This is a genomic window from Achromobacter sp. ES-001 (assembly GCF_019448355.1).
Lineage (GTDB): Bacteria > Pseudomonadota > Gammaproteobacteria > Burkholderiales > Burkholderiaceae_B > Achromobacter > Achromobacter spanius_B.
This window is the reverse complement of sequence record NZ_CP079940.1, coordinates 4,372,979-4,398,593: the sequence shown is the minus strand read 5'-3', so window position 1 is coordinate 4,398,593 and position 25,615 is coordinate 4,372,979. Positions and strand designations below refer to the sequence as shown.

The 25,615-nt window shown below is 65.2% G+C and carries 20 protein-coding genes; 13 read left to right on the top strand and 7 right to left on the bottom strand.

Annotated features, from left to right (window positions below; translation table 11 throughout):
- Nucleotides 1-133: 133 nt before the first annotated feature.
- From KYT87_RS19780 to paoC, 4 genes are read left to right on the top strand one after another with little or no spacing between them, the layout of a single operon-like run.
- On the top strand, nt 134-1,216 hold the full coding sequence (locus tag KYT87_RS19780; protein WP_219990653.1) for an XdhC family protein: 1,083 nt from the start codon (nt 134-136) through the stop codon (nt 1,214-1,216).
- Nucleotides 1,217-1,231: 15 nt separating this feature from the next.
- Entirely contained in the window at nt 1,232-1,876 is a 645-nt protein-coding gene (gene paoA / locus KYT87_RS19775) for an aldehyde dehydrogenase iron-sulfur subunit PaoA (protein ID WP_219990652.1), read from the top strand.
- Complete coding sequence (locus tag KYT87_RS19770) at nt 1,873-2,823, top strand: xanthine dehydrogenase family protein subunit M (RefSeq protein ID WP_219990651.1); 951 nt, start codon at nt 1,873-1,875, stop codon at nt 2,821-2,823. Before paoA ends, KYT87_RS19770 begins: the two co-directional genes overlap by 4 nt.
- 4 nt (nt 2,824-2,827) lie before the next feature.
- The gene (gene paoC / locus KYT87_RS19765) at nt 2,828-5,032 is read left to right on the top strand and encodes an aldehyde oxidoreductase molybdenum-binding subunit PaoC (RefSeq protein ID WP_219990650.1); all 2,205 of its coding nucleotides are present in this window, start codon (nt 2,828-2,830) and stop codon (nt 5,030-5,032) included.
- Between the two features lie 83 nt (nt 5,033-5,115).
- Here the strand turns inward: paoC and KYT87_RS19760 are convergent, their stop codons facing one another.
- The gene (locus KYT87_RS19760; RefSeq protein WP_304505139.1) at nt 5,116-6,171 is read right to left on the bottom strand and encodes an Ldh family oxidoreductase; all 1,056 of its coding nucleotides are present in this window, start codon (nt 6,169-6,171) and stop codon (nt 5,116-5,118) included.
- Nucleotides 6,172-6,678: 507 nt separating this feature from the next.
- On the opposite strand from KYT87_RS19760, the gene KYT87_RS19755 reads away from it, so the two are divergent.
- From KYT87_RS19755 to KYT87_RS19735, 5 genes are all read left to right on the top strand, one after another.
- Nucleotides 6,679-7,263, top strand: coding sequence for a fimbrial protein (locus KYT87_RS19755; protein WP_104144050.1), 585 nt, complete (start codon nt 6,679-6,681; stop codon nt 7,261-7,263).
- A 14-nt stretch (nt 7,264-7,277) separates the two neighbouring features.
- Nucleotides 7,278-8,039, top strand: coding sequence for a molecular chaperone (locus tag KYT87_RS19750; RefSeq protein WP_219990649.1), 762 nt, complete (start codon nt 7,278-7,280; stop codon nt 8,037-8,039).
- Between the two features lie 110 nt (nt 8,040-8,149).
- Nucleotides 8,150-10,756, top strand: coding sequence for a fimbria/pilus outer membrane usher protein (locus tag KYT87_RS19745; protein ID WP_255593329.1), 2,607 nt, complete (start codon nt 8,150-8,152; stop codon nt 10,754-10,756).
- Nucleotides 10,753-11,514: a molecular chaperone gene (locus tag KYT87_RS19740; protein WP_255593327.1), complete on the top strand. Its 762-nt coding sequence runs from the start codon at nt 10,753-10,755 to the stop codon at nt 11,512-11,514. The genes KYT87_RS19745 and KYT87_RS19740 overlap by 4 nt, the downstream gene beginning before the upstream one ends.
- A gap of 122 nt (nt 11,515-11,636) precedes the next feature.
- The gene (locus tag KYT87_RS19735; protein WP_219990648.1) at nt 11,637-12,794 is read left to right on the top strand and encodes a fimbrial protein; all 1,158 of its coding nucleotides are present in this window, start codon (nt 11,637-11,639) and stop codon (nt 12,792-12,794) included.
- A 98-nt stretch (nt 12,795-12,892) separates the two neighbouring features.
- On the opposite strand, the gene KYT87_RS19730 is transcribed toward KYT87_RS19735, so the two are convergent.
- From KYT87_RS19730 to KYT87_RS19720, 3 genes are all read right to left on the bottom strand, one after another.
- Nucleotides 12,893-15,571, bottom strand: coding sequence for a filamentous hemagglutinin N-terminal domain-containing protein (locus KYT87_RS19730; protein ID WP_219990647.1), 2,679 nt, complete (start codon nt 15,569-15,571; stop codon nt 12,893-12,895).
- Between the two features lie 64 nt (nt 15,572-15,635).
- Entirely contained in the window at nt 15,636-17,141 is a 1,506-nt protein-coding gene (locus KYT87_RS19725) for a ShlB/FhaC/HecB family hemolysin secretion/activation protein (RefSeq protein ID WP_219990646.1), read from the bottom strand.
- A gap of 298 nt (nt 17,142-17,439) precedes the next feature.
- Complete coding sequence (locus KYT87_RS19720; RefSeq protein WP_219990645.1) at nt 17,440-17,781, bottom strand: Hpt domain-containing protein; 342 nt, start codon at nt 17,779-17,781, stop codon at nt 17,440-17,442.
- Between the two features lie 432 nt (nt 17,782-18,213).
- Here KYT87_RS19720 and KYT87_RS19715 point away from each other — a divergent pair, with 432 nt between their 5' ends.
- Nucleotides 18,214-18,915 carry a response regulator gene (locus KYT87_RS19715; RefSeq protein WP_046806004.1) on the top strand — a complete coding sequence of 234 codons (702 nt, stop codon included), beginning with the start codon at nt 18,214-18,216 and terminating at the stop codon, nt 18,913-18,915.
- 85 nt (nt 18,916-19,000) lie between these two features.
- On the opposite strand, the gene ggt is transcribed toward KYT87_RS19715, so the two are convergent.
- Both ggt and KYT87_RS19705 read right to left on the bottom strand, forming a co-directional pair.
- Entirely contained in the window at nt 19,001-20,596 is a 1,596-nt protein-coding gene (ggt, locus tag KYT87_RS19710) for a gamma-glutamyltransferase (RefSeq protein ID WP_219990644.1), read from the bottom strand.
- Nucleotides 20,597-20,623: 27 nt separating this feature from the next.
- Complete coding sequence (locus KYT87_RS19705; RefSeq protein WP_104144042.1) at nt 20,624-21,610, bottom strand: tripartite tricarboxylate transporter substrate binding protein; 987 nt, start codon at nt 21,608-21,610, stop codon at nt 20,624-20,626.
- Between the two features lie 217 nt (nt 21,611-21,827).
- Between KYT87_RS19705 and KYT87_RS19700 the strand changes: the two genes are divergently transcribed.
- The gene (locus KYT87_RS19700; protein ID WP_046806001.1) at nt 21,828-22,484 is read left to right on the top strand and encodes a GntR family transcriptional regulator; all 657 of its coding nucleotides are present in this window, start codon (nt 21,828-21,830) and stop codon (nt 22,482-22,484) included.
- Between the two features lie 264 nt (nt 22,485-22,748).
- Nucleotides 22,749-24,017, top strand: coding sequence for an MFS transporter (locus KYT87_RS19695; RefSeq protein ID WP_046806000.1), 1,269 nt, complete (start codon nt 22,749-22,751; stop codon nt 24,015-24,017).
- Between the two features lies 1 nt (nt 24,018).
- Here KYT87_RS19695 and KYT87_RS19690 read toward each other — a convergent pair whose 3' ends face one another.
- Nucleotides 24,019-24,891, bottom strand: coding sequence for an NAD(P)-dependent oxidoreductase (locus KYT87_RS19690; RefSeq protein WP_219990643.1), 873 nt, complete (start codon nt 24,889-24,891; stop codon nt 24,019-24,021).
- 219 nt (nt 24,892-25,110) lie between these two features.
- Between KYT87_RS19690 and KYT87_RS19685 the strand changes: the two genes are divergently transcribed.
- A complete protein-coding gene (locus tag KYT87_RS19685; RefSeq protein WP_046806026.1) occupies nt 25,111-25,539 on the top strand; it encodes a PaaI family thioesterase in 429 nt (142 codons plus the stop codon).
- Nucleotides 25,540-25,615 lie beyond the last annotated feature (76 nt).

Here is a 25,615-nt window from a genome sequence, read left to right as displayed (position 1 = left end):
TGGACAACCGCGCCACTCCTGACATTCCCCCGGTGATTCGTGAATTTCACTCAACGGTGTATGCGGATTTTGCCTCTTTTCTTGCCGGGCGGGCCACTGGTAGAGTGAGTCCGATATTTCCAAAGGCACCAACATGGAAAGTCTTGATCTACAAGTGTTGGCCGCTATCCAGGACTGGCGGCGCCAGGGCCACGCGTTTGTCCTGGCGACGGTAGCCGCAACCTGGGGCGCCTCGCCACGGCCACGCGGATCGTGGCTGGCGGTGCGTGAAGATGGGCGCATTGCCGGGTCGGTATCCGGTGGCTGTATCGAAGATGACCTCATCGACAAGATGCGGCGCGGCGATCTCTGGCGCGCCGGCCCCTATGCGCTGACCTACGGCGCCACCCGCGACGAAGCGTTGAACTTTGGCCTGCCCTGCGGCGGCATCCTGGAATTGCTGATCGAACCCAAGCCGGATGCGGTGCAGCTGCATAGCCTTGCCGACCGACTGCGCCAAGGCGAACTCGTCAAAAGAACGTTGAGCCTGGCCGATGGCACCGCGCAGCTGACGCCGGCGCAGCCGGGCGACCGGTTCGACTGGAACGGCAAAGTGTTGACCACGCTGCACGGCCCGCAATGGCGCTTGCTGCTGGTCGGCGCCGGCGACATCGCGCGCTACGTGGCGCCGATGGCGGTAGCCCTGGGATTCGACGTCACCGTGTGCGACCCGCGCGAAGAATACGCCGCATCGTGGGACGTGCCGGGTACACGACTCGTCACGACAATGCCGGACGACACGGTGATGGCCCTGGCACCCGACGTGCGCACGGCGATCATCGTGCTGGCGCATGACCCGAAGCTGGACGACATGGCCTTGCTGGAAGCGCTGCCGTCGCCGGCGTTCTTTGTGGGCGCGCTGGGCTCGCGCCGCACCAACGAAGCGCGACGCGCGCGTCTGCGTGAACATTTCGGTTTTACAGAAGAGCAGATTGCGCGCCTGCGTGGCCCGGTGGGCCTGCCCATCGGCAGCCGCACCCCACCCGAGATCGCAGTGTCGATCCTGGCGGAGCTGACGCAGCAACGTATTGAACATACGACACAGGCCGCCGCGCATTCCCGGCGGGAGTGGGAATGCGAGTTGCTGCATGCCGGACCGCAATCCGGACCGCAACCCGACCCGCAACCCGACCCGCAACCCGACCCGCAGCGCGCCGCCATCCGCGTCGCCGACTAAACGAAAGGGGCAGACTTGGAAAACTCATCAGCAATCAAGATCACCCGGCGCAACCTGCTGAAGGCGGGCGCCGTTTCCGCAACCGCCATGGCTGCCTCATCGTCGGTGTCGTTGGCCCAGCAGGCCGCGCAGACCGGCGTGCAGCCGATGTCCGCCACCGTGACGCTGCGGGTGAATGGCGCGTCACGCGAAGTGTCGCTGGATATGCGCACCAGCCTGTTGGACGCGCTGCGCGAGCACTTGCATCTGACCGGCACCAAGAAGGGTTGCGACCACGGCCAGTGCGGCGCCTGTACGGTGGTGCTGGACGGCCGCCGCGTCAATTCCTGTCTGACACTTGCCGTGATGCACGACGGCGCCGAGATCACCACCATTGAAGGGCTGGGCTCGCCCACGGCGCTGCATCCGCTACAGGCCGCCTTCGTCAAGCACGACGGTTATCAGTGCGGCTACTGCACGCCGGGCCAGATCTGTTCGGCGGTGGCGATGCTGGAAGAATTGTCGCAAGGCGTGCCCAGCCACGTCAGCGAGAGCCTGACCGAGCGCCCGCTGCTTAGCGTGGACGAAATCCGCGAACGCATGAGCGGCAACATCTGCCGCTGCGGCGCGTATTCAAACATTATTGAAGCCATCACCGAGGTGGCGGGGAGCAAAGCATGAGGCCGTTTACCTACGAACGCGCGCGCACCCCCGCCGACGCCGCCGCCAGCGCCGCCCAGGCACGCGGCGCCCGCTTCATTGCGGGCGGCACCAATCTGCTGGACCTGATGAAGCTGGAAGTGGAAACGCCCACGCACCTGATCGACGTGAACGGGCTGGCGTTGGACCAGATCACGCCGACGCCCGAAGGCGGGCTGCGCATCGGCAGCCTGGTGCGCAACACCGATCTGGCCGCCGACGAGCGTGTGCGGCGCGATTACGCCGTGCTGTCGCGCGCGATTCTGGCCGGCGCGTCGGGGCAGATACGCAACCGCGCGACCACGGCGGGCAACCTGCTGCAACGTACGCGCTGTCCGTATTTCTACGACACCAACATGCCGTGCAACAAGCGCGCGCCGGGCACGGGCTGTTCGGCCATCGGCGGCGTGACGCGTCAATTAGCCGTGATAGGCACCAGTGACGCCTGTATCGCCACGCACCCCAGCGACATGGCGGTGGCCATGCGCGTGCTGGACGCGCAGGTGGAAACGGTGCGTCCGGACGGCGCCACGCGCGTGATTCCGATCGCGGACTTCTACCGCCTGCCCGGCGATACGCCGCACATTGAAACCACGCTGGAAGCCGGCGAGCTGATCACGGCGGTGGCCCTGCCCAAGCCGGCAGGTGGCACGCACGTGTATCGCAAGGTGCGCGACCGCGCCTCTTACGCGTTTGCGCTGGTGTCCGTGGCCGCCGTGGTGCAGCCCGACGGCAGCGGGCGCGCGGCGTTGGGCGGGGTGGCGCCGCAACCGTGGCGCCTGGACGCCGCCGACGCCGCGTTGCCGCAAGGCGCGCGGGCGGTCACCGACCGCCTGCTGGCCGACGCCCGGCCCACCGACGACAACGCATTCAAGCTGACACTGGCCGCAAGAACCCTGAGTGCAGTGCTGGCGCAAGCGAGGGCCTGACGCGATGAAATTCGATACTCCCGCTACCCAAAATCCCATCGATCAGCTGAAGGTCGTGGGCCATGGCGTCGACCGCATCGACGGCCCGTTGAAAACCACCGGCAGGGCGCCCTACGCGTACGAGCGGCATGACGTGGCGCCGGATGCCGCCGTGGGCTATGTACTGGGTTCTGCCATCGCAAAAGGCCGCCTCACGTCGATGGACATCGAGGCCGCGCGCCGCGCGCCCGGCGTGCTGGCGGTGGTGACCGCGCAAAACGCCGGCAAGCTGGGCAAGGGCAAGATGAACACCGCCACGCTGCTGGGCGGCCCCGCCATCGAGCACTATCACCAGGCCATCGCCCTGGTGGTGGCCGAAAACCTGGAACAGGCGCGCGCCGCCAGCCGGCTCATCCGCGTGCAGTACGAACGCACGCAGGGCGCGTTCGATCTGGCCGCCGAGAAGTCGTCTACGGACAAGGCCGGCAAGAACGATCCGCAAGAGGACCGCGTGGGTGAATTCGAAAGCGCCTATGCGCAGGCGCCGGTGAAGATCGACCACACCTACACCACGCCCGACCAGTCGCACGCGATGATGGAGCCGCATGCGTCCGTTGCCAAATGGGAAGGCGATGCGCTGACGGTGTGGACGTCGAACCAGATGGTGGACTGGGGGCGTGGCGACCTGGCGCGCACCCTGGGTGTGCCACGCGAAAAGGTCCGCTTGATCTCGCCCTATGTGGGCGGCGGTTTTGGCGGCAAGCTGTTTGTGCGCGCGGATGCCTTGATGGCGGCGCTGGGCGCGCGGGCGGCGGGCCGACCGGTCAAGGTGGCGCTGCAACGCCCGTTGATAGCGAACAACACCACGCATCGGCCCGCAACGATTCAGCGTGTGCGCATCGGCACGACGCCAGACGGCAAGATCACCGCCATCGGCCACGAAAGCTGGTCGGGCGACTTGCCCGGCGGCCAGCCCGAGCTGGCCGTGCAGCAAACGCGGTTGTTGTATGCCGGCGCCAACCGGCTGACCGCGCTGAACCTGATGCAGCTGGACCTGCCCGAAGGCAACGCCATGCGCGCGCCCGGCGAGGCGCCGGGCATGATGGTGCTGGAAATTGCCGTGGACGAAATGGCGGAAGCGGCCGGGCTGGACCCGGTGGAATTTCGGGTGCGCAACGACACGCAGGTGGACCCGGCCAAGCCGGAGCGGCCGTTCTCGCAGCGCCGCTTCATCGAATGCCTGCGCCTGGGCGCGGACCATTTTGGCTGGGCCAATCGCAGCGCCAAGCCCGGTACTCGCCGCGAAGGGCGCTGGCTGGTGGGCATGGGCGTGGCGTCGGCGTTTCGCAATAACCTGGTGACCACCTCGGCGGCGCGCGTGCGCTTGGACGCCGCGGGCCAGGTCATTGTTGAAACGGATATGACGGACATCGGCACCGGCAGCTACACGATCATCGCGCAGACGGCCGCCGAAATGTTGGGCGTGCCGCTGGCCAAGGTCGTCGTGCGGTTGGGCGATTCTGACTTCCCGGTGTCGGCCGGCTCGGGCGGGCAGTGGGGCGCCAATAGCTCGACGGCGGGCGTGTATGCGGCGTGCGACAAGCTGCGCACCCAGATTCTGCAACGCCTGGGCTTCGCCAGGGACGGCGCGGTGTTCGCGGACGGCTCGGTCACCGATGCAAACGGCCGAACGGCAACGCTGCGCGATGCGGCGGCGGGCGGCGACCTGGTCGCGGAAGACACGATGGAATTCGGTGACCTGGACAAGAAGTTCCAGCAGTCCACCTTCGGCGCGCATTTTGTCGAAGTGGCGGTGGACGCGGCCACCGGCGAGACGCGCATCCGGCGCATGCTGGCCGTGTGCGCCGCCGGGCGCATCCTGAACCCCAAGACGGCGCGCAGCCAGGTGATCGGCGCCATGACGATGGGCGTGGGCGCGGCCTTGATGGAAGAGCTGGCGGTGGACGACCGGGTCGGCTTCTTCGTGAACCACGACCTGGCCAGCTACGAGGTGCCGGTGCACGCCGACATCCCAAGCCAGGAGGTCATCTTCCTGGATGAAACCGACCCGATTTCCTCGCCCATGAAAGCCAAGGGCGTGGGCGAGCTGGGCCTGTGCGGCGTGGGCGCGGCGATTGCCAACGCGATCTACAACGCCACCGGTGTCCGGGTGCGAGACTACCCGATCACGTTGGACAAGCTGCTGCCGGGCTTGCCGGAGCTGAGCTGACCAGGACAGTGATTCCCAGCCGCGTCGCCACCTGCTGCCAGCGGCCGCCAGCGCGCCAAGGTGCCGGCTGGCCGACGCGCGTGTCAGACCTGCGTCTTCAATGACCCCAACGACCTGATCTCGTCATACAGCGCGCGGCCGACCCATACGCCTTCCTGTTCGCTCTTGGCGCGCGCCTTGAAGCGGCGTTCGGAAGGCAGGCGTGCGCCCTGGCCGCTGATGGCGTCCAGCATGGCCTCGGCGGCGTCGGCGTTGGCCGGCGCCAGGCCACGGCCCAGGATGTTCGGGTCCAGCGCAATCACCAATTCCCCGTGCAGGGGCGTGCCGCCCTTGCCGGCATCGTGCGCTTGCGACTGCATGCTGGTCCAGTCGCCGATGAGCGGTCCGGCCAGCAGCTCGATCATCGTGGATAGTGCCGACCCCTTGTAGGTACCGAACGGCAGCATCGCGCCCGCCAGTCCCGCAGCGGCGTCGGTGGTGGGCCGTCCTTGCGCATCAATCGCCCAGCCTTCTGGAATGGCGCGCCCGGTGCGACGGTGCAATTCGATTTCGCCGCGCGCGACCATGCTGGTGGCAAAGTCAAACACATATGGGTAGGGGCCAGGGCGCGGCCAGGCGAACGCCAAGGGGTTGGTGCCGAACACCGGACGCGTCCCACCCGCCGGCGCCACCCAGCTATGGCTGGGCGTCATCGCCAAGCCCGCAAGGCCATGCTGCGCAATGGCTTCGACTTCGGGCCACAGCGCGGAAAAGTGGAAGCAATTGTTGATGGCCAGCACGGCCACGCCGTTGCGCTTGGCCTTGTCCACCAGATGCGGCAAGCCTTCTTGAAATGCCAACAAGGAATACGCGCGCTGCGCATCGACCTGCACCACGGCTGCGGTGGGGTGCGTGACGATGGGCAGGGCTTCAGGGTCAACCAGCCCGGACTGCAAGGTACGCACGCAAGCGAGCAGGCGGTACATGCCATGAGACTGGCAGTCATCGCGCTGACCCGCCGTGATCGTTTGCGCGATGGCCTTGGCGTGCGCCGTCGAAAAGCCGTTGCGGCTCAACACATCAAGCGATAACTCATAGACCTCGGTGATCGAGAGATTGACCATGTCGGTGTTCACATTACCTCCGGGTTTGCATTGCATGGCCCCGGCCGGCAGCGCGGACGGGGTCGAATCAAAGCGGCGCGGGGCAGTCTGCGCTTGGCCAGTGTAGCGAGGTTGATGGCCAGCCTGATTGCGACCCGAATATGTCGCGCTTGAACAAGCCGTGGACGCGCCTGTGGCAGTGCATCAATTCAAGCGCGGGACCGCTCTGGCAAAGGGATGGAAGCTGCTTTGCAATGCAGCAATACAAATGGCGTTCGACATTCAGCCAAAGGGCTGTTTTTCTGATTTATCAGAGCGCCAATTAAGCATCTTCCTAGTTAAATCCGCGCGCCTAAATCGTATCGTTCATGGACTCGCACCAACCCATCCCCGCGGCATTGTCTTGCCGGGGTTGGCGAGCCCTGTTGCCAGGACACGGTGTGCCGGGTTCTGGCGGTCATCAAGGCTTCGGCGGCATATCGCGCCCGCGGCGTATCCGCAAACCCCATGGTTCACCGCGTCGCCTTTTCAGCCGCCATATTCATCTTCACAAAAGGAATACGCATGAAGCGCAGTATCGTGACATCCCTTGCCGCCTCTGGCTTGCTGCTCGCCGCATTCGCTCCGGGCGCCAGTTTCGCCGCCGGCGGTACCGTCAACTTTTTTGGCACGATCAGCGACGTGACGTGCGACGTTGAAGGCAGCGCGGGCGGCGCCAATGGCGTCACCGACGTGCCTTCGTTCGGCACGGTCAATCCCGCGGACGTCGTGAATGGGTCCGCGCCCGAACGCGACTTTCAGATCAAGGTGCACGGCTCTGTCGATTGCACGGATGACACCAAGGTGCGGCTGCAATTTCATGCCAACCACCCGAACGTCGACAAGGTGACGGGCAACCTGAAGCTGGTGGGCGCAGACCCGGCTGCCGGCGTGCAGATCCAGATCCGCAACAACCGCAGCGAAGCCCCCGCCAACACCACGCCGATCCGGCTGGGCATCACCGACGCCAACCCGCAAGTTGCCGAGGTCAAGAACAATCAGGCCATCCTGTACTACTCGGCCAAATACGTCCCGCAGGATCCCTCCGCCACTTCGGTCGGCATGGGTGGTGGCGATTCCTTCGTGACCTACACGCTGCGCTATAACTAAGTTCGGCGACCGCAATGAAAACGATCATCGGGGCGCTTGCCCGCCATGCGTTCACGCGCGTGCTATCGCTCGCTTTGGTCCTGTGCGCCTGGGCGTTTCCCGCCCAGGCCGCATTGGTCTTGCAAGGCACGCGCCTGGTCATCAAGTCCGACGCGCGCGATGCCATCATGATTGTCCGCAACAACGGGGCAAGCCCCGTGCTGGCGCAAAACTGGATCGACGACGGCAAGGAAGGCGTGCTGCCCACCGATTTGCGCCTGCCGTTCGTGTTGACGCCGCCGATCATGCGAATCGAACCCAACAGCGCGGCCAATATCCGCATCAGCTACACCAAGGAACCGCTGCCGTCCGACCGCGAGACCCTGTTTTATCTGAACGTCGTGGAAACGCCACCGCGTGATCCAGCCACCGTCAACGTGCTGCAATTTTCGTTTCATACCCGCATCAAGATTTTCTTTCGGCCCGCCACGCTGCCCGACGAGGCCGCGACGGCGCCCGACAAGCTGACCTGGAAGCTGGTGGGCGGCGCGGGCGGAAAGCGCCAGCTTGAAGTCACCAACCCCACGCCGTTTCATGTGTCGTTCGCGCGTGTCGGGCTGGTGTCGGGTGGCAAGACGATAGCCGTGGATAACGGCATGGTTGCGCCGTTCGGGCAGACGAACTTTGCGCTTTCCTCGAATGCGGCTGGCCTGCAAAGCGCGAAATCCACCGTCCAGTACGAAGCCATCAACGACTTTGGCGGGCGGCGCGAAATCAACAAACGCTTGCTGGACTGAGCGCGTTACCTGGCCCTTGTCGCGGGAGTTTCTCCGGTTTGATCAACGTTCGACTTGCGCGACCTCCGGTTCGCCATCCTGTATTCACGCCTGTCGGGGCGCGGCGACGCGTGCGTCCCTGGCGGCGCACCGGCCGCTGCTTGCTTGCGGCCGCCTGCGCGGTCACGGCCAGCAGCGCGGCGGCGCAAGACGAGGTCGCGATTTTCGACCCCTACATGCTGATGCAGGAAGTGGGCGGCGCCACGATCGACACGCGCCGCTTTCAGCGGGTGAACTTTGCCGATCCCGGCATGCATCGCCTGGACTTGTATTTCAACGGGCAATGGCGCGGCGTCGACGACATCGAATTTCGCAATGTGCCGGGACAAGACAGCGCCGCGCCCTGTTACGACGCATTGATGCTGGAGCGTGGCGGGCTGGACCTGGGCAAGGTGTCGCGCGCGGATGGCGTCGAGCCGATGCCCGAGGTGCTTGCCTGCGACGACCTGGGTCGGTATGTGCCCGGCGCAAAGATCCGGGTCGATATGGCGCAGCTGGCCCTGTACGTGACGTATCCCGAGTATCTCCAACGGCTGGCGGCGTCCAACCGCTACGTGGACCCGTCGCAGTGGGACAGCGGCATCACGGCCGCTCGACTGAACTACAACACCAACGTCTTCAGTACCGAAAGCAATGGCCGCCGCACGACGCGGGGCTACGCCGGTATCAACGCCGGGCTGAATCTGGGCGCGGTGCGGTTGCGGCACAGCGGCTCGGCGTCCTGGTCGCAGACCAGCGGCGCGCGCTATCAAGCCAATTCCTATTTTTTGCAAACCGATATCCCGACCTGGAAGTCGCAGTTGCTGGTGGGCGAAAGCTCAACCAGCGGTGAACTGTTCGACGCGGTGTCGTTCCGGGGCGTGCAGCTGGGCAGCGACGACCGCATGCTGCCCGAGACGATGCGCTATTACGCGCCCATCGTACGCGGCACGGCCAACAGCAACGCGAAAGTGTCCGTGTACCAACGTGGCTTCCTTATTTATGAGACCACCGTGGCCCCCGGCCCCTTTGCCATCGAAGACGTGCGCGCCGCCAGCTACGGTGGCGATCTGGACGTGCGCGTGACGGAAGCCGATGGCAGCTTGCGCAGCTTTGTGGTGCCGTTTGCCACCATCGTGCAGCTGTTGCGCCCGGGTGTGACGCAATACAGCGTAACGGCGGGCCGCGCGGCCGACCCCGGCTTGCGCAGCAGCTCCCGGTACGTGTTGCAGGGCACGCTGAAGCGCGGAGTGGGCGACTCGGTGACCGGCTACGGCGGGATGGCGTTTACCGACCACTATGGCTCGGCGCTGCTGGGCGCCGCCATGAGCACGGCGATAGGCGCCTTTGCGTTTGATGTGACGGGCGCGCGTGCGAAGTTGCCCTCGCAGGAGTCGCGCGCCGGGGCCAGCTACCGGCTGACCTACAGCCGCGACCTGCCCAACAGCGGCACCAACTTTTCATTATTGGCCTACCGCTATTCGACCAGCGGCTACCTGGGCTTGCGCGACGCGGTGGCGCTGGGCAGCCTGCCGCAAAACACGCGCTACCAGAACGATGGCCGCATGCGCAGCCGCTTCGACCTGAACGTCAGCCAAAGCCTGGGCGGCAGCCTGGGCAGCCTGTATGCGTCGGCGTCCACGGCCAACTATTGGAAGCAGGCCGGCAACGACATGAACTTCTCCGTGGGCTACAACAACGACTGGAAGGATGTGTCGTATTCCATTGCGCTGCAACGCGTTCACGGCGCCAGCTCGGACTATTGGGGCGGCGGCAGCGTCAAAAGCACGCAGATGACGCTTAACGTGGCCATTCCGCTTGGCCGGGCGACGTCATCGCGCGCAACGCGCGTCAGCGCCGTCTACACCGCCGACAGCCGCGAGGGCGCGCGCGTATCCTCCAGTGTCAGCGGCGCGCTGGATGATGCCGGCGCGGGCTCGTATTCCTTATCGGCGTCGCACAACGGCCGCACCAACGCCAATTCGGCGGACGCGGGCCTGGGCTACAACTTTCCGCAAGCCGCGGTGTCGGCCAGCGTGGGGCAAGGGCGCGGATATCGCCAGGCGTCGTTGAACGCGATGGGCGCCATGGTCTTGCACAGTGGCGGCCTGACGTTGGCACAGACCCTGGGCGAAACGGTGGCGCTGGTGCAGGCCAAGGACGCGCAGGGTATGCGGGTGGGATACGGCTTGAACCGCGTGGACGCGGCTGGCTATGCCGTGGTGGGCAGCCTGAGCCCGTACCGCTTGAACGCCGTGGACGTGGACCCGGCGGACCTGCCCGCCGACATCGAACTCAAGGCAAGCTCGCTGAACATCGCGCCACGAGCCGGGGCGATCATCAAGCTGGTCTACCCGACGTTGCGCGCTCGCCAGGTGCTTATTGTGGGCAAGCTGGAAGACGGGTCGCCGTTGCCTTTCGGCGCCGAAGTCATCGACCCGGACACGGGCGTGGCGGTGGGCGCGGTGGGGCAGGGAAGCCGCATCGTCATGCGCGCGGAAAAAGACCGTGGCACGGTACGCGTCGAATGGGGAGAGGGCGACGGCGAACGTTGTTTTGTTGAGTACGCATTGCCTGACCGCGCGTTGCGGGGCGACAGCGCTTACGACATCCTGGAAAGGGATTGCGTGCAGGTGGCGCAATCCGATCCGCCCTCCACCCCACCTCAAGGCGGCGTCGGGCCGCTGACGCTCCGATGAGTCGGCAGCGCGCATGGGGCCGCTGGCGATTCGCGCTGGTGCTTGCCCTGACGGCTGCCTGGTGCGTCTCGTGCCCCGGGGGTGCGCAGGCCGATCTGGTCGTGACCGGCACGCGCTTCATCTACCCGGCCACGCAACAGTCACTGACCTTGCGCACCGCCAATACCGGCCAGCATCCCATCCTGGTGCAAAGCTGGCTGGACACCGGCGACTTCACCTCGGACCCCAGCTTGCAAACCGTGCCATTCCTATTGACGCCGCCGGTGTACCGACTGGACCCGGGGCAGCGAGCGAGCCTGTTGCTGCGGCACACGGGAGAACGCCTGCCGTCAGATCGCGAATCCGTTTTCTGGATCAATTTCCTGGAAGTCCCCGCGCGGGATCGCACGCAAAACAACCTGCTTCAGCTGTCGTATCGGCTACGCATGAAAGTGCTGTATCGGCCCGACGGCCTGTCGGGATCCGCCTACGACGCTATCGGACAGGTGTTGTGGACGTATCACGCGGCGGATCACGAAATCGAGGCACACAACGCGGCGCCGTATGCGGTGTCGCTGGCGCGGCTGGAGCTGGACACCCAGGATAAGCCCGGCACGTTCATCACACTGATGGGGCTGACCGTTGCCCCGCTGTCCCGCACGCGCTTCCCGTTGCCAAAGGGGGCGACGCCCCGGGCAGGCAAGGACGCACTGCGTTACCAGGCGGCTAACGACGACGGCGACATCATTGAAGGCCGGCTGGCGCTGGGCCTTCGGTAAGGCAAAACCAACACCCATGCCAACCGGGGGGCTATCGCCGGGCGGCAGGGCAGGGCAAGGAGATCGAGATGCAGCATGAACGATGGCGCCGCCCGCGGCGTTGGACAGGATGGGGTGCCGCAATGGCGATAGCGGCGGTGCTGGCGACAAGCGCACAGCCGCGATGGGCGTGGGGCGCCGACGCGGTGATCGCGGCAGCGGACTGCAAGAACGACGTGATCTTCGGCCAAGGGTGGCGGCAAGTTGAGCCGTTGACGACGCAGTCGCAAATTCACCAGGTGCTGTACGAAAGAGTGGCGCCGCTGGCAATCACGTTTTTGGTGGCAAGGCTGCCTGGCATGACCGAGCCGCACAAACTGTTCACCACCGGGATGTGGCGCAATCCGACGTACCTGGCCGAGGGCATTGTCGCCACCAACGTGGCCGGCATAGGCATGAGGATCATCTATCGCGACACCGTCATCGCGTTGGATCGCGTCTCGTTGGTTATAGACGCGGCGGACCTCAACGTTGGCGTCGCCGGGCTGGGGGGGATGCAATACATGCCGTTTGTCCAGCAGTTGGTGTTGATGGCTAGGCCGGAAGATCTGCCTCGCGACTTGAAGGTAACGGGGGTAGCGCCCAATACCGCGTTGGTCCTGGAGATATTCACGAACCGCGTCGGTGCTACCAAGCCCGGCCAGGTCGGCATCGTCCCGCCTACGTGGCAACCGCCACCCCAGACGATTCCTCCCGGGCTGAAGCTGTGCGCCATGAAGGCCGTGTATCAGGGCAGCCAGATTCTGGAGATCGGAGCGGGGGGGACGGTACCCGGCATCGATATCAAGCACCAGTGCGACGCCGGCGCGCATCAGGACATCAGGGTCGACATGCCGCCCGCCTTTGTCGCGGACTTCCCCGTTGAGGGCGCGACCGCCGCGCCGAAACCCTTCAACATCCGGCTGAATAAATGCAGCGCGCTGGCGCGGCCACAGGTCAAGTTCCGGGCAAGAAGCGGCCTCGTTCCGGGTACCGATACGGTCCTGGCGCTGCACGGCGCGAACGCCAAGGGCGAGAAGCCGGCCCGGGGCATCGGCATCATCGTGGTGGATGCGCAAGACCGACGCGTGCGGTTTGGGCCCGTCGGCGGCGCCTATGGCCCTGACTATGCGATGACGCTGATGGACGGTAGCGCGCAACTGTCGTTGGCCGCCCGCTACATCCGCACGGCGCGTGACCGCGACGACGTGCAAGGAGGCGTAGCCAATGCCGCTGCGGAATTCACGTTCGAATTTCCCTAGGTATCGCATCAGTGCGCGAAGCCGACGCATCGCGGTCGCAAGAAAAGGTGGCGCAGTCCTGTCGGATGGCGCCACCTTCGTCATCGCACCATCGCGGCCTACCAGACCGTACCGGTGTTGCGGCCCACCAAGGCGCCGCGCGTTTGCAGCAACCACTGGCCCCACCAGTAATTCACGCTATTGCGCGCATGCGACTGATGGACCAGCCCTTCGTTCACACCGACCAGGCCGCCCATCGTGACGTGCAGGCCGCCGCTGATGTCACCGTGCGCGGTGCCGCCCATGATCTCGGCGGTAACCAGATTGCGGCCTGCCAAGCCGCCTATCCGGCTCTTGTATTCTCCGCGTACGGTGCCGTTCGCGACGGCATGTTCAATACTGCCGCGGTTCACGCCGACCAATCCACCCACGTCGCCCCGATCCCGCCCAGAGACATTGCCCCTGGCTTCGGTATGGGTCAGCTTCCCGTTGTTGTACCCCACGAGCCCGCCAACGGCGCTGTGATGGCCCCCGCTGGTGTGGCCGTATGCGGTGGCGTTCTCGATCATGCCGCCGTTGTATCCGGCCAGCCCGCCCACGGAAAAAGCCGAGCCGCTTTGCACTTGGACGCGGCCGTAGGCGGCGGACTTGGCGATGATCGCCTGGTTGGCGCCGACCAGGCCACCAAAGTGACCATTGCCGGATTCGCCGCTATGGGTGACCGAGCCACGTGCTTGCACGTTGTAGAGCGCACCGGCCGCGTCGTTATAGCCGGCAAAGCCACCGGCGTGGACGTTGCCCGATACCTGCACGGCGACGTTGGCCACCGAGTCGCTGATGAAGCCCCCGTTGTTGTCGCCGATCATGCCGCCGACGCGTCCGCCCGTGGCACGCAGTGTCGAAGCCGTGACGCTTGATCGGTCGATCGTTCCGCCATTGCTGCGGCCGATCAAACCGCCGACCGCGCCGATACCCGCGCCCAGGTCGGTCATGCGCGATCCCGTCGCATGCACGTTGGTGATGGCGCCGGAATTGGTGCCCACCAGCGCGCCGGCGGCCTTGTCGATCGATCGCGCGCCTTTGGCCGTGGTGACGGATATATCCGACAGATTCAGGTTGCGGATGTTGCCCGAGGACTGGGCGAACAGGCCCGCGTGGTTGTCGGCGTCGACCTCGAACTTGCTTAGCGTGTGACCCATGCCCTCGAATTCGCCGGTGAATACGTTGTGGTCATCGCCGATGGTGGCGACTTTGCCGCCCGCCTCAAGGCTCTTGCCCAGCGCATAGCGCCCGGCCAGATCCTTGTTCATGGATTCCCACTGGCTGATATCGTTGATGACGTCATAGCGTCCCTGGCGGGTTTCGTAGGTGGTGCCCTTGCCGCTCAGTTCGATGGTCACGCCGTTGTTCAGGTCGAAGTCTGATCTTGCAATCAAGGCCAGCGCCGCGTTGTCGCCCGCGAGCGTCATGCGGGCATTGATGCGCAGATCGCCGCCCAGCGTCTTGGCGGCCAGGCCCGCGCCGTCTCCGTGGGCGATTATCGGGGCGTTGAACTCTACGTCCCTGGCGGCTTGCAAGGTCAGCGACGTGGCGCCTTTCCACTGCACGGGCGCGTTGATCGCGACGTTGCCGTATGGGCTGATCAGCGCAACGTTGGTGGTGGCCAGGTTCTTGTTCAGCACGCTGGCGGACAACGTGGCGCCCGCTTCTGAGTCGTCCCCGGCAACGTTCACGTTGTGCGCTGCTATCGACAGCAGGCCGGTTTGTCCGGGCGCGCCGCGTGTGTCGATGTCGGCGTACGGGTGGATGGAGGGGGATTTTGCGATGACGGATATCGTGCCGCCCGCCATGGTGTCGCCGCCCGTAGCGGTCAGGCGTCCACCGACCTGGACATGGCCGAAGTTGCCGCCGTCCAGAACGATGGTGCCGGATTTTCCGTCCAGCGAGTTGGCTTCGATCACGCCACGATTATTGACCACGAGGGCCGACATGGCGTCTTTGGCCGGCCCCTTGAGCAGTACCTGCCCGCCATGCGCGCGCAGCAAGCCGGTAGTTTCTATCAAGGGGTTCAAGGTGGCCCCTTCCACTTGCAGGTCTATCAACGAATTCCCGGCCAAAGACACGGTTATCGTTTTGCCGGATGCCAGCGCGACGCTGCCCCGGTCCGCCTGGATGCTGCCGTAGCTTTTGATATTGTCGGCGACCAGGATGACACTGCCGCCACCATGGGCGGTGATCGAGCCCAAGTGGGTGATGCCGGCGTTGCCTGCACCTGTCAATTGCATTGGGCCTCCACTAAGAAAATCGTCGTGGCTGACAGGCTTGCTCGAGGCAAGCAGGCTTCCTACGTTTACCCGCGACGATTGACCGAACACGATCCCGTTGGGATTGATCAAGAATACGCTGCCGTTGGCGCTGATCTCCCCCCGGATGTCGCTGAAGAAGTCGCTTAGGACCTTGTTCAGCACGACGGATTCTCGGCCGGGCTGGTTGAAAACCACGTGCTTGCCGGCGCCCACGTCAAACCGATGCCAATCGATGATCAGCTTGTCCGTCTTTTGATTGATCCGCATGGTCTTCTTGTCGGCATCCACGGTGAAGTCGACAGCGCCAAGCTTGACCACCCCGTCCTTCGGAAAATCCTGAGCATGGACGATGCCAACAACGCCCATCAGCGCCACTGCGACCGCGACCCGCCGCAACGCGCCCGGCGGTTTGCCGCGCCGGCGCGGGGCTTCACCGGCAGCGACCCAGCCGCTGCGTGATTCGCTCCACACCAATGCAAAAGTCTTGTTCATGTTTTCCTCTGGGAAAGTGCGACGCGGCGCGCTTGTGGCGCGCCGCGTAGCGGGTGGGTAAGACTCAGAAGTAGCGGGTGGCCTGCACCCAGAATTGGGGTTGGCGGTCGGTTTTTGCGGCGCCGCTGCCTTGGCGCCAGGGCCACGCGGCGCTGACATTGACCAGGTGCTGGGCACCGCCATGCGCCACGCCCACGCCGAACGCACTTAACGATTGGCGGTTGGGTTCCGCCGTCCATGCACGTTTGTTGACCTGGACGGAGCCGGAGTCCACGAAGGCCGAGAACTGCAAGCCGGGCAAGGGCAAGTAACGCAGTTCGCCCGTGGCCTGCCAGCCCTGGTCGCCGCTGGCGGCGCCCGGTGCGTAGGCGCGCACGCCATACGGGCCGCCCAGGCTGAATTTCTCGGAGCTGTCCAGGTTTTTGCTGGACCATTGCGAGCGCATGCGCGCAAAGAACTGAACAGGGCCGGATATGCGTTGCAGCCGGCTCATTCCAAGGTTGAACACGCCGAAGCCGCCGCCAGCGTGCTTGACGAAGCGATCCTCGCGCCGCTGGGCGTCGTCGCCAAAGCGCAGGTTGCCGCGCGACACCGCCAGACTAAGGCCGTTGCTGGCGCCGCCCCACAGCGTGTCGTTCAGGCTGGCGTTGACGGCGGCGGTCCATAGGCCGATGCGTTGCGCGCGCGACAGATTGAAGTAGTCGTAGTTGTCGCGCAGGCGCTTGTGTTCGTACTGGAGCGTGGCCTGGACGTTGGCGTCGCGGCCGCGCAGCAGGGTTTGCCGCAGGTACGCGTTGGTGTTCTGCGCCTGGCCGTGCGCCTCTAGCGCGGCGAACTCGCGGCCCAACTCGTAGCGCATGTTGGAAGCGCCCGCGCCGATGCGGGTGGACCAGGGGCCGACGGGCACCTGGAAATCAAGATGGTAATAGCGCTGCCGACGGTCGCTGGACAACAGGCGCACGTCGAACTGGTCGCCCAGGCCCAAGGGGCTGTTGATGCTGGCGGCCGCGCTCAAGCGATATTCGCCGGTGTAGGCGCCGCCATAGTTGTCGGCGTCGATGCTGCCCGCGATCCAGGGGCCGGGCTGCGCGTTGACGATCAGGTCGGTCTCGCCCGTGACGGCGCCCGCGCGCAAGGTGCCGATGGCAACGACACCGGGCAGGTCGTTCAGGCGCAGCAACGCGCTGTCCAGATCCGCGCGTTGCACCGCCGTGCCGGGGGGCAGGGCGTCAAGGATGGGGCTTAACGCGCCATCGCGCGTGCGCGACGCGTTGTTCAGAATGACCTGACCGTACAGGCCTTCCATGACGCGGATGCGCACGACGCCGCCGTCGATCTGCTGCGGGGGCAGGTAGGCCCGCGCAAGCAGGTAGCCGTGCGCGTGGTAGTGCTGGGAGAGGCGGGCGGCGGCGGCGCGCAGCCCTTCCAGGCCCTGATGGGTTCCGATCACATCAACCAGCAGCGCCTGCAACGTTGCGTTGTCGTAGACGTGGTTGCCTTCCAGCTGGAAGGCTTGCACCAACAGGGTAGTGACTTTGCCGGATTCGGTGTCTGAGTCGGGCGCGGGCATTGCGCCGGCCGGGCCGCCTGGCAGTTTCAGCGCGGGCGCGGGAGCGGCGGGCGGCGGCGCGGGGATGGTCGATTCCAGATCGCGGAGGGAACGACCGGCGTCGGGGATTTGCGCAAGGGCGGGTCGCCCGCAAAGCCATGCCGCGGACAAAGCGGCAACGATCGCCAAATGGGGAATGGGCAGCATCGAACCACTATACGAATGGCGACGCACTCAATCTTTACGAGGATTCTGAATTCCTGATGTGACGATTACGAATTTCGAGAACTTGCGTCGCCGCATCGCGCCCTTGGCGGCGTCAGGGCGACTTGTCTTCTTTGGCCATGCGTTGGCAAGACGCGCCAAATTCCAACAGGGCATCACCGAGCTGCTCAACAATGGCGTCCAGCGATAAGGCATGGCTGATGGGTGCCGCGCAGGCTTCGCTGAGCACGGAACACAGCCGACTCAGTTGCGCGTCGCCCGTCATTTGTGCCGCGCCCTTGATCCGATGGGCAAGCTGGCGCAATGCGGGTCTGTCATCGCGTGCGTGCAGTTCGCAAAGGCGCAGCATATCGATGTCGTTGGCCTTGACGAACGCGTGCGCCAAGGCGCGGACGCGGGCCGGATCGGCACCGGTCAAGTCCGTGATGGTGCGCACACGGCGTTCATGGCGCCGTTGCGCCGTACTCGAGGCAATGGGCGGACGGCCGCCGTTTGTAGGGGGCGACGCGCCATTTGGGCTTGCGGGTCGCGCAGGGTCTTCGTTGTTGTTTTTGTTCATGGGCTTGCTGACTGGGCCTGTTTCACCGCGCATCAGACGACGATAATCGCGAAACCTGGCCCGGCGTGATGGGGATACGTCCGACTCATGCGCCGGAACGTTGCGCATCGGATACTTTCGTAGTATTCCTATTCTCTTATTGGCTGTACGGCAGCACTATATCGGTCTATCGATATAGTGGCTTCACACGGCGTACACCCATGCAAATCTGCCGATGAAAAAAAGAACTTGCTTGCGTCGGGCGCTATTCCCGCGTGCAAGGCTATATGTTGCCCGGGGGCTCCCGATGTGGAAGAGGGAAATGCAGCAATGTCATCACGATACATTCGCGTGATCGTCGCCGACGACCACCCCGCCGTGGCGCTGGGGGTCAGCTATGAATTGGGGCTGGACCCGGCCATCGATGTCATCGGGTGCGCCGAAAACTCCACCGATCTGGTCGCGCGGCTTGAAACCCAGCATTGCGACGTGGTCGTGTCGGACTACACCATGCCAGGCGGCAAGTACGGCGACGGCCTGGGCCTGATCGCGCTGTTGCGGCGTCGATACCCCGCGCTGCGCGTGGCGGTGCTGACCATGATCGACAACCCCACGCTGATCCGTGCGTTGCTGGCTTACGAAAATCTCTGCGTATTGAGCAAATCAGATTCCACCAGCCACATCATCAACGCCGTGCACGCCATGTACCAGGGCAAGACCTACTACTCGCCGACCATCAAAGAGATGATCGTCAACCAGGCGTTTGTGCTGGGGCGGGCGCGGCTGACCAAGCGCGAAGCCGAGATCGTGCGCCTGTTCTGTGCAGGCGCCACCGTGACTGAAATTTCGCAGATGTCGCATCGCAGCGTGCAGACGGTCAGCTCGCAAAAGCGCAGCGCCATGCGCAAGCTGGGCATCGAACGCGACGCGGATCTGATCCGGTACGGCGCCGACGCCGTTCAAAGCCAACTGGGCGAAGGCGGCTTCCCCGCGCTGCCCCGGCCGGACAAGCCAACCTGGAGCTCGGCCTGAGCTCAGGCCGAAGCCGGGGCAGGCAAGCCGGGCCGAAGCATGAATTGCCTTCGGCGACGGCTTCAGCCCTGAAGCCGCCCCGCGGTCAGAAGCCGACGGCTTGCCCGTCGCGGCGCGAGTCCGACGCCGCGATATAACCGCCTTGGGGCAAGCGGCAAATCAACTGCGCCGAGCCGAATTCCAGGCTGTCCACGGGCGCCACGGCCACATTGTGACCACGGTCGCGCAGCGTCTGCACCACGTCTTGCGGCAGATGCGATTCCACATTCACCACCGGGCCCTTTTCAACACGGAAGCGCGGGGCATCGCTCATTGCCTGCGGGTTCTGTTTGAACGCGGCCAGACGCGTGACCATTTGCAGGTGGCCCTGCGCCTGCATCGATCCGCCCATCACGCCAAACGACATCAACGGTTGACCGCCACGCGTGACGAACGCGGGAATGATCGTGTGCATGGGCTTTTTGCGCGGCGCCACCTGGTTGGCGTGGCCGGGCGTCAGCACGAAGTTCAAGCCCCGATTGTGCAGGCTGATGCCAGTTCCCGGCACGACCACGCCGGAACCGAAGCCGTGATAGTTGGACTGGATGAACGACACCATCGTGCCGTTCGCATCGGCCGTGGTCAGGTAAACGGTGCCGCCGGTGGCGGGCGTGCCGGCGGTGGGTACGCTGGCACGATCCATCGAAATCAGCCGTGCGCGGTCGGCCAGGTAGGCGCGGTCCAGCAGCGCCCTGGCGTCCGTGCGCATGTGGCGCGGGTCGGCCACATGGTGATGCAGGTCGGCGAACGCCAGCTTCATCGCTTCGATGCTGACGTGGTAGTAGTCGGCGCTGTCCACACCCATGCCTTCCAGGTCGAACTGTTCCAGCATGCCCAGCGCCATCAGCGCGGAAATGCCTTGGCCGTTCGGCGGAATTTCATGCAGTTCGACGTCGCGGAAGGATTGCGAAATGGGAGCGACCCATTCCGGACGATGCTCGGCCAGGTCCGCGGCGCTGAGGGCGCCGCCCGTCTGGCTGGCAAAGTCGGTGATCTTGCGAGCGAGTTCGCCCAGATAGAAGCTGTCGCCGCCGCTTTCCGCAATGGCGCGCAGCGTCTTGCCCTGTGCCGGAAAGCGCCACCATTCGCCTGCTTGCGGTGCGCGGCCTTCGGGTAGAAAGGCCTCGGCAAAGCCGGGCTCGTGCGCCAGCTTGGGCGCTTGCGTGGCCCATTGGCGCGCGATGGTCGGCGACACGGGGAAGCCTTCTTCGGCATAGCCGATGGCGGGCTCGAACAGTTTGGCGAAGGGCAGCTTGCCGAAGCGGTCGGACAGCGCCTTCCAGCCGGCCACCTGGCCGGGCACGGTGACGGTGCCCCAGCCGGTGCCGGGCATGGCGTCGCGGCCGTTGAAGAAGTCCGGCGTCCACGCGGCGGGCGCGCAACCGCTGGAATTCAGGCCATGCAGTTGGCCGTCGTGCCAGACCAGCGCGAACATATCGCCGCCGATGCCGTTCATGACGGGTTCGACCACCGTCAGCGCAATCGCGGTGGCAATGGCGCTGTCAACGGCATTGCCACCGGCCAGCAACATGCGTAGCCCCGCCTGCGCAGCCAGCGGCTGGCTGGTCGCGACCGCGTTGGCGGCCAGGACCGGCATTTTTCGGGAAGCGTACGGAAAAGACCAATCGAAGGAGGGGGACATGGATGCTGGAAACTCGTGGAGTAAGGGTTACTGCGGGGTGATGCCGGCTTGGTCGATCAACTGCTTGGTGCGCGGAATTTCGGCCTTGATGAAGGCGGCGAATTCGGCGCGGCTGCCGCCACGCGGTTCGGCGCCCGCTTCGGCGAGCTTACCGCGCAATGCCGGATCCGCCAGCACCTTGTTGACGGCGCGGTTCAGCTTTTCAAGAATCGGCTCGGGCGTGCCTTCGGGCGCGACCAGGCCATACCAGGGGGCGATGTCGTAGCCCGCGTAGCCTTGTTCGGCGATGGTGGGGATGTCGGGCGCCAGCGAGGAACGCTTCGAGTTCGACATGCCCAGCGCCAGCAGCGAACCGCTCTTGACCTGCGGCAGGCCCGTCATGATGGTGTCGAAATACATCGATACCTGGCCGGACAGCAGGGCGGGGATGGCTTCGCCCGCGCCCTTGTACGGCACGTGCAGGATGTCGATGCCGGCAATGGACTTGAGCATTTCGCCCGCCATGTGCGACGTGGTGCCGGTGCCGAACGACGCGTAGGTCAGCTTGCCCGGATTGGCGCGCGCATAGGCCACCATTTCGGGCAGCGTCTTGAAGGGCTGCTGCGGATTGGCCAGCAGGATGTTGGGGGTGTAGGCCACCAGGGACACCAGCGCGAAGGCGTCCGGGTCATAAGCCAGACGCTTCTGCAGGAAGCGGTTGGTGACGACAGCGGCCGGGCCGCCCATCAACAACGTGTAGCCATCCGGCGCGGAACGCGCCACCGAGGCGCTGCCGATGGCGGCCGCGGCGCCGGGGCGGGCTTCCACGACAAAGGGCTGGCCCAGTTCGGTGGCCAGCGCGGCGCCCAGCTGGCGCGAGATCAGATCCGTGGCAGAGCCGGCCTGGAACGGCACAACAATGCGCACCGGGTGCTGCGGCCAGTCGGTGGCGGGCGCGGCGGTTTGTGCGCCGGCCTGGGCGGCGAAAGCGGCTACGGCCAGGCCGGCCAGCGTCCGGATGAGACGAAATTTCATTGGATTCCCCTTGATCGCGTAATGGAAAGCTTGGGCTTGCCGGGCGGGTCTGTTGCCCGTTCCGGCGCGTGACAGGCCTTGCGACGCCGTCCGCAAGCAATTAGACGGGACCGTGCCCCGGTCGACCATTAGTATTTGCATCCATGGATCACTGGATCCAGTTTGTGTTATTTTTGCGTTTATCTATCATGGCGGCTTTCCAAGCCCGGGGACGACAATGCTGCAATTCCAGAAGACAGCGATCAGTGCCGAAGACGAGGCTTATCTGCATCTGCAACGCGAAATCCGCCTGGGCAACTATGCGCCCGGCCAGCGCCTGGTGCCGGATGTGGTCGCCACCGAAATCGGCACCAGCCGGATGCCCGTGCGCGGCGCCCTGCGGCGGCTGGCCTCGGAAGGCCTGGTCGAGATCCGGGCCAATCGGGGCGCCGTCGTGCGTGGGCTGAACCAGCAGGAAATGCTGGAAGTGTTCGAGATGCGGTCCGTGCTGGAAGGCCTGGCCGCGCGCAATGCCGTGCTGCACATGAGCGCCGAGCACGTCCGCCGCCTGACCAATATGCTTGAGCAGCTGGACCAGGACGCAAGCGACGATCTGGACTGGACGACCGCGCACCGGGAGTTTCATGAATACCTGTGCAGCTTCTGCCAGAAACCGCGACTGCTGCGTCAGATCTCGGAACTGCATTCGGTGGTGGAACCTTATATGCGCTTGTGGGCGGCGCAGCCCGGCCGCGTACTGCGTGTGCGGGAATCGCATCAAGAACTGATCGACGCCCTGCAAACGCGCGACCCCGCCCGTTGCGAAGCGGCCATGCGCCAACACGTGTTGAACACCGTGCCCGCGTTGCAGGCGTTCCTGGAAAAGAAGGCGTAACACCGTCTGGCGTTGCCTGCCTTGGCGACGCAATGGGCGAATGCCCGCTTACCGAACGAATTTTTCGGCCCCGCAACGTGATCCCCGCTTATAGCCAGGAGTAATATGTTGCGTCCGGCCGGCCCCTGGCCACCGGCAAGAACACGCCGATTCGTGCCGCGTCCTTCTCACCCGTGTCGATAGCGGATTTTGTCCGCGCGTTCCCTGCGGTGTCTGTAAGCCCTGGCGCGCCTGCGGCTACAAGAAGACATCGAGGAGACGGTTGTGAACAAGCAAGAGTCGGGCGGCTGGTATTTCGGCTGGAACATCGTCGGCGCCGCCGCGGTTCTTACCCTGTTGACGGTGGGCCTGCGCATGGGCATCGGGCCTTTTTTCCTGCCGATGGCGGACGGGCTGGGATTTTCGCGCAGCCTGCTGTCGGCCATCGTGGCGGTGGGCATGCTGTGCTACGGGCTGGCCATGCCGCTGGCGGGTTACCTGGTCAGCGTGCGCGGCACGCGCTTCGTGCTGCTGACCGGCACGGCCATCGTCGTGGCGTCTTCGCTGTGGACGGTGTTCGCGCGTGGCCCCATTGAGTTCCTGCTGTCCTTCGGCGTGGCCTTGTCCGTGGGCCTGGCGTTTACCAGCCCCGTTGCGTTGACGCCGGTCATCAGCCGCTGGTTCACGCGCCAGCGCGGCATGGCACTGTTCTTTTTGTCCACCGGGTCCATGGCGGGCATCGCCTTGATGACGCCGACGCTGACCTTTGCGATCGCGGCCGTGGGCTGGCAGGAAACCCTGCTGGCCTTCGCCGTGCTGTTCGCCTTGCTGACCGTGCCCGTCGCGCTGTTCATCATGCGCGACAACGCGCCCGAACACACCGACCTGCTGCCGCACCAGATTCCGGATCGAAAGGTATCGGCCGCTTCCTCCACGCCAGGCAAAGCCCCCGCGCCGAATGTGCGCGACGCGTTGCGCACCTTGCCCTTCTGGCAGGTGGCGCTGGGCCTGTTCGCCTGTGGCTACAGCATGAACCTGCTGGGTACGCACGGCATGCCCATGCTGATGGACCACGGCTTTGACGCCACCACCAGTTCGCTGGGCATCGGCCTGATCGGCCTGGTTGCCATCTTCAGCACGCTGGTGCTGGGCCGCATGTCCGACCAGGTTGAACGGCGCAACATCCTGGCCGCCATCTACCTGGTGCGCGGCCTGGGTTTCTTCGCCCTGGTCATGGTGGGCGCACATTGGGAACTGTATGCGGCGGCCACCATCGGCGGCATTGTGTGGGCGGGCAGCATCGCCTTGTCGTCGGCCATTCTGGCGGACGTCTACGGCATCCGGCTGGTCGGCGTGCTGTACGGCCTGACGTATCTGGGCCACCAGGTCGGCGGCATGATCAGTTCGTGGCTGGGGGGCTGGGCGTTCGACACGTTCCACACCCACTGGGTTGCCTTCGGTTCGGCGGGCGTGCTGCTGTTGATGGCCGCGGCCATCTCGCTGCGGTTGCCCGGACGCGGCCTTGCGCCCGCCCCGGCAACCGTGGGACGCTGACCTAGCGGTCTTTCAGCAACGTCACCAGTTCGGGCACGTAGCGTTCGCCACCGCCTTGCGTGACGGCCTGGTCGAACGTGTGCTGCACGGCGGCGCCGATCTCGCGCACGGCGCCGGCCTCGGCTGCCATGGTGTTGTAGTAGGACAGGTCCTTCTGCGCGTTCGACATGAAAAAGCGCAGCGACGACGGGTCCTGTTCCAGCAGGTACGGCTTGATGCGTTCCAACGCCACGCCGCCGCCACCGCCCTTGCTCAGGACTTCCGCGAACACCGCCGGGTCGATATCCGAACGCAGCGCGCACGCCGCTGCTTCCGACAGCAGCGCGACGACCCCCAGCGACACGTAGTTGTGCAGCAGCTTCATGCGGTGCCCGGCGCCGATGGGGCCGGCATGCGTGATGTTTTCGGCAAAGCAGGCCAGGATCGGCTTGCATTCTTCAAACAGCGCGGCGTCGCCGCCCACCAGCAGGTTCAGCCTTCCTTCGGCGGCTTCCTTGGGCGTGCGCGTCATCGGCGCATCCAGAAAGCGGCCACCCGAATCCGTCACGGCTTGCGCGACCTTGATGGTGGACGACGGAATCGCCGTCGAGCAATCGATGATGACGGTGCCTGCGCGCAGGCCTTCCAGCACGCCGCCTTCGGCCAGCAACACGGCTTCGACCTGCGGGCTGCCCGTTACGCACAGGATGATCACATCCGACTGCGCCGCCAACGCCGCGCCGCTGGTCACGCCGGCCGCGCCCGCGGCTTTCAATGCGTCCAGGGGCTGATTACCCGGATGCTCAAGCACCGTCAACGCATGCCCGTGCTTGACCAGATTGCTTGCAATGCCATGGCCCATAAGGCCGATACCCACCATGCCGACTTTCGCCATCGTTTACTGCTCCTGCCAGGTATAGGAATGTTGTGGCGTAAATCTTACTCTTAGATTTCCACCGGAACGAAGCCCGTCGGTGGTGGGGCGGCGCCCGGCGCGCGATACGCCCCGCTTCGTTCGCTGCGCGTACACCTCTTGCCGCCGGCCATGTTCGCCGGGGCCGGCTTTGCGGTACTTTCAGCCATCCAATGTCGGATTGCCATCGATTTTCCCGCCATGACTGAATCCATCCCCGAAGGTTTTGCGCCGTGGCGCCCCAGCAGCCCGTTCATGACCCATCTGGCCGACCTGGGCGCGCTGTACCGGCGCGACACGGACAACGTGCTGGCGCTGCGCGTCAACCACGCGCACACCAACATGCACGGCATGGCGCACGGCGGCTTGCTCGCCACCTTGGCGGATAGCGCGCTGGGCTTCACCATTGCCGAACAGGCGCAAGTGTCGATCGTGACCGTGCAGATGTCGGTGGAATACCTTAGCGCCGTGCAGCCCGGCGACTGGCTTGAAGCCCATGTGCAGATCGACAAGCAGGGCAAGCGGCTGATCTACGCCCATTGCCTGTTGCGGGTCGACGGCCGCGTCATGCTCAAAGCAAACGCCGTGTTCGCCGTGCGCGCCGCGCCCTCGCCGGTGTCCGACGGCTAAGCGTCCGGCCGCGCGTTGAACGCTGTCGAACGCAGCGTTCGAAACATTCAACTCCTCGTGGGACGAGGGCGCGAAC

What these genes read in the sequence shown, in the direction of transcription:
- KYT87_RS19755 (WP_104144050.1), top strand. Translation starts at nt 6,679, where the DNA reads ATGAAGCGCAGTATCGTGACATCCCTTGCCGCCTCTGGCTTGCTGCTC.
- KYT87_RS19750 (WP_219990649.1), top strand. Translation starts at nt 7,278, where the DNA reads ATGAAAACGATCATCGGGGCGCTTGCCCGCCATGCGTTCACGCGCGTG.
- KYT87_RS19735 (WP_219990648.1), top strand. Translation starts at nt 11,637, where the DNA reads ATGGCGATAGCGGCGGTGCTGGCGACAAGCGCACAGCCGCGATGGGCG.
- KYT87_RS19740 (WP_255593327.1), top strand. Translation starts at nt 10,753, where the DNA reads ATGAGTCGGCAGCGCGCATGGGGCCGCTGGCGATTCGCGCTGGTGCTT.
- ggt (WP_219990644.1), bottom strand. Translation starts at nt 20,596, where the DNA reads ATGTCCCCCTCCTTCGATTGGTCTTTTCCGTACGCTTCCCGAAAAATG.
- KYT87_RS19760 (WP_304505139.1), bottom strand. Translation starts at nt 6,171, where the DNA reads ATGCAATGCAAACCCGGAGGTAATGTGAACACCGACATGGTCAATCTC.
- KYT87_RS19770 (WP_219990651.1), top strand. Translation starts at nt 1,873, where the DNA reads ATGAGGCCGTTTACCTACGAACGCGCGCGCACCCCCGCCGACGCCGCC.
- KYT87_RS19725 (WP_219990646.1), bottom strand. Translation starts at nt 17,141, where the DNA reads ATGCCCGCGCCCGACTCAGACACCGAATCCGGCAAAGTCACTACCCTG.
- KYT87_RS19715 (WP_046806004.1), top strand. Translation starts at nt 18,214, where the DNA reads ATGTCATCACGATACATTCGCGTGATCGTCGCCGACGACCACCCCGCC.
- paoC (WP_219990650.1), top strand. Translation starts at nt 2,828, where the DNA reads ATGAAATTCGATACTCCCGCTACCCAAAATCCCATCGATCAGCTGAAG.
- KYT87_RS19700 (WP_046806001.1), top strand. Translation starts at nt 21,828, where the DNA reads ATGCTGCAATTCCAGAAGACAGCGATCAGTGCCGAAGACGAGGCTTAT.
- KYT87_RS19730 (WP_219990647.1), bottom strand. Translation starts at nt 15,571, where the DNA reads ATGAACAAGACTTTTGCATTGGTGTGGAGCGAATCACGCAGCGGCTGG.
- KYT87_RS19705 (WP_104144042.1), bottom strand. Translation starts at nt 21,610, where the DNA reads ATGAAATTTCGTCTCATCCGGACGCTGGCCGGCCTGGCCGTAGCCGCT.
- KYT87_RS19685 (WP_046806026.1), top strand. Translation starts at nt 25,111, where the DNA reads ATGACTGAATCCATCCCCGAAGGTTTTGCGCCGTGGCGCCCCAGCAGC.
- KYT87_RS19780 (WP_219990653.1), top strand. Translation starts at nt 134, where the DNA reads ATGGAAAGTCTTGATCTACAAGTGTTGGCCGCTATCCAGGACTGGCGG.
- KYT87_RS19690 (WP_219990643.1), bottom strand. Translation starts at nt 24,891, where the DNA reads ATGGCGAAAGTCGGCATGGTGGGTATCGGCCTTATGGGCCATGGCATT.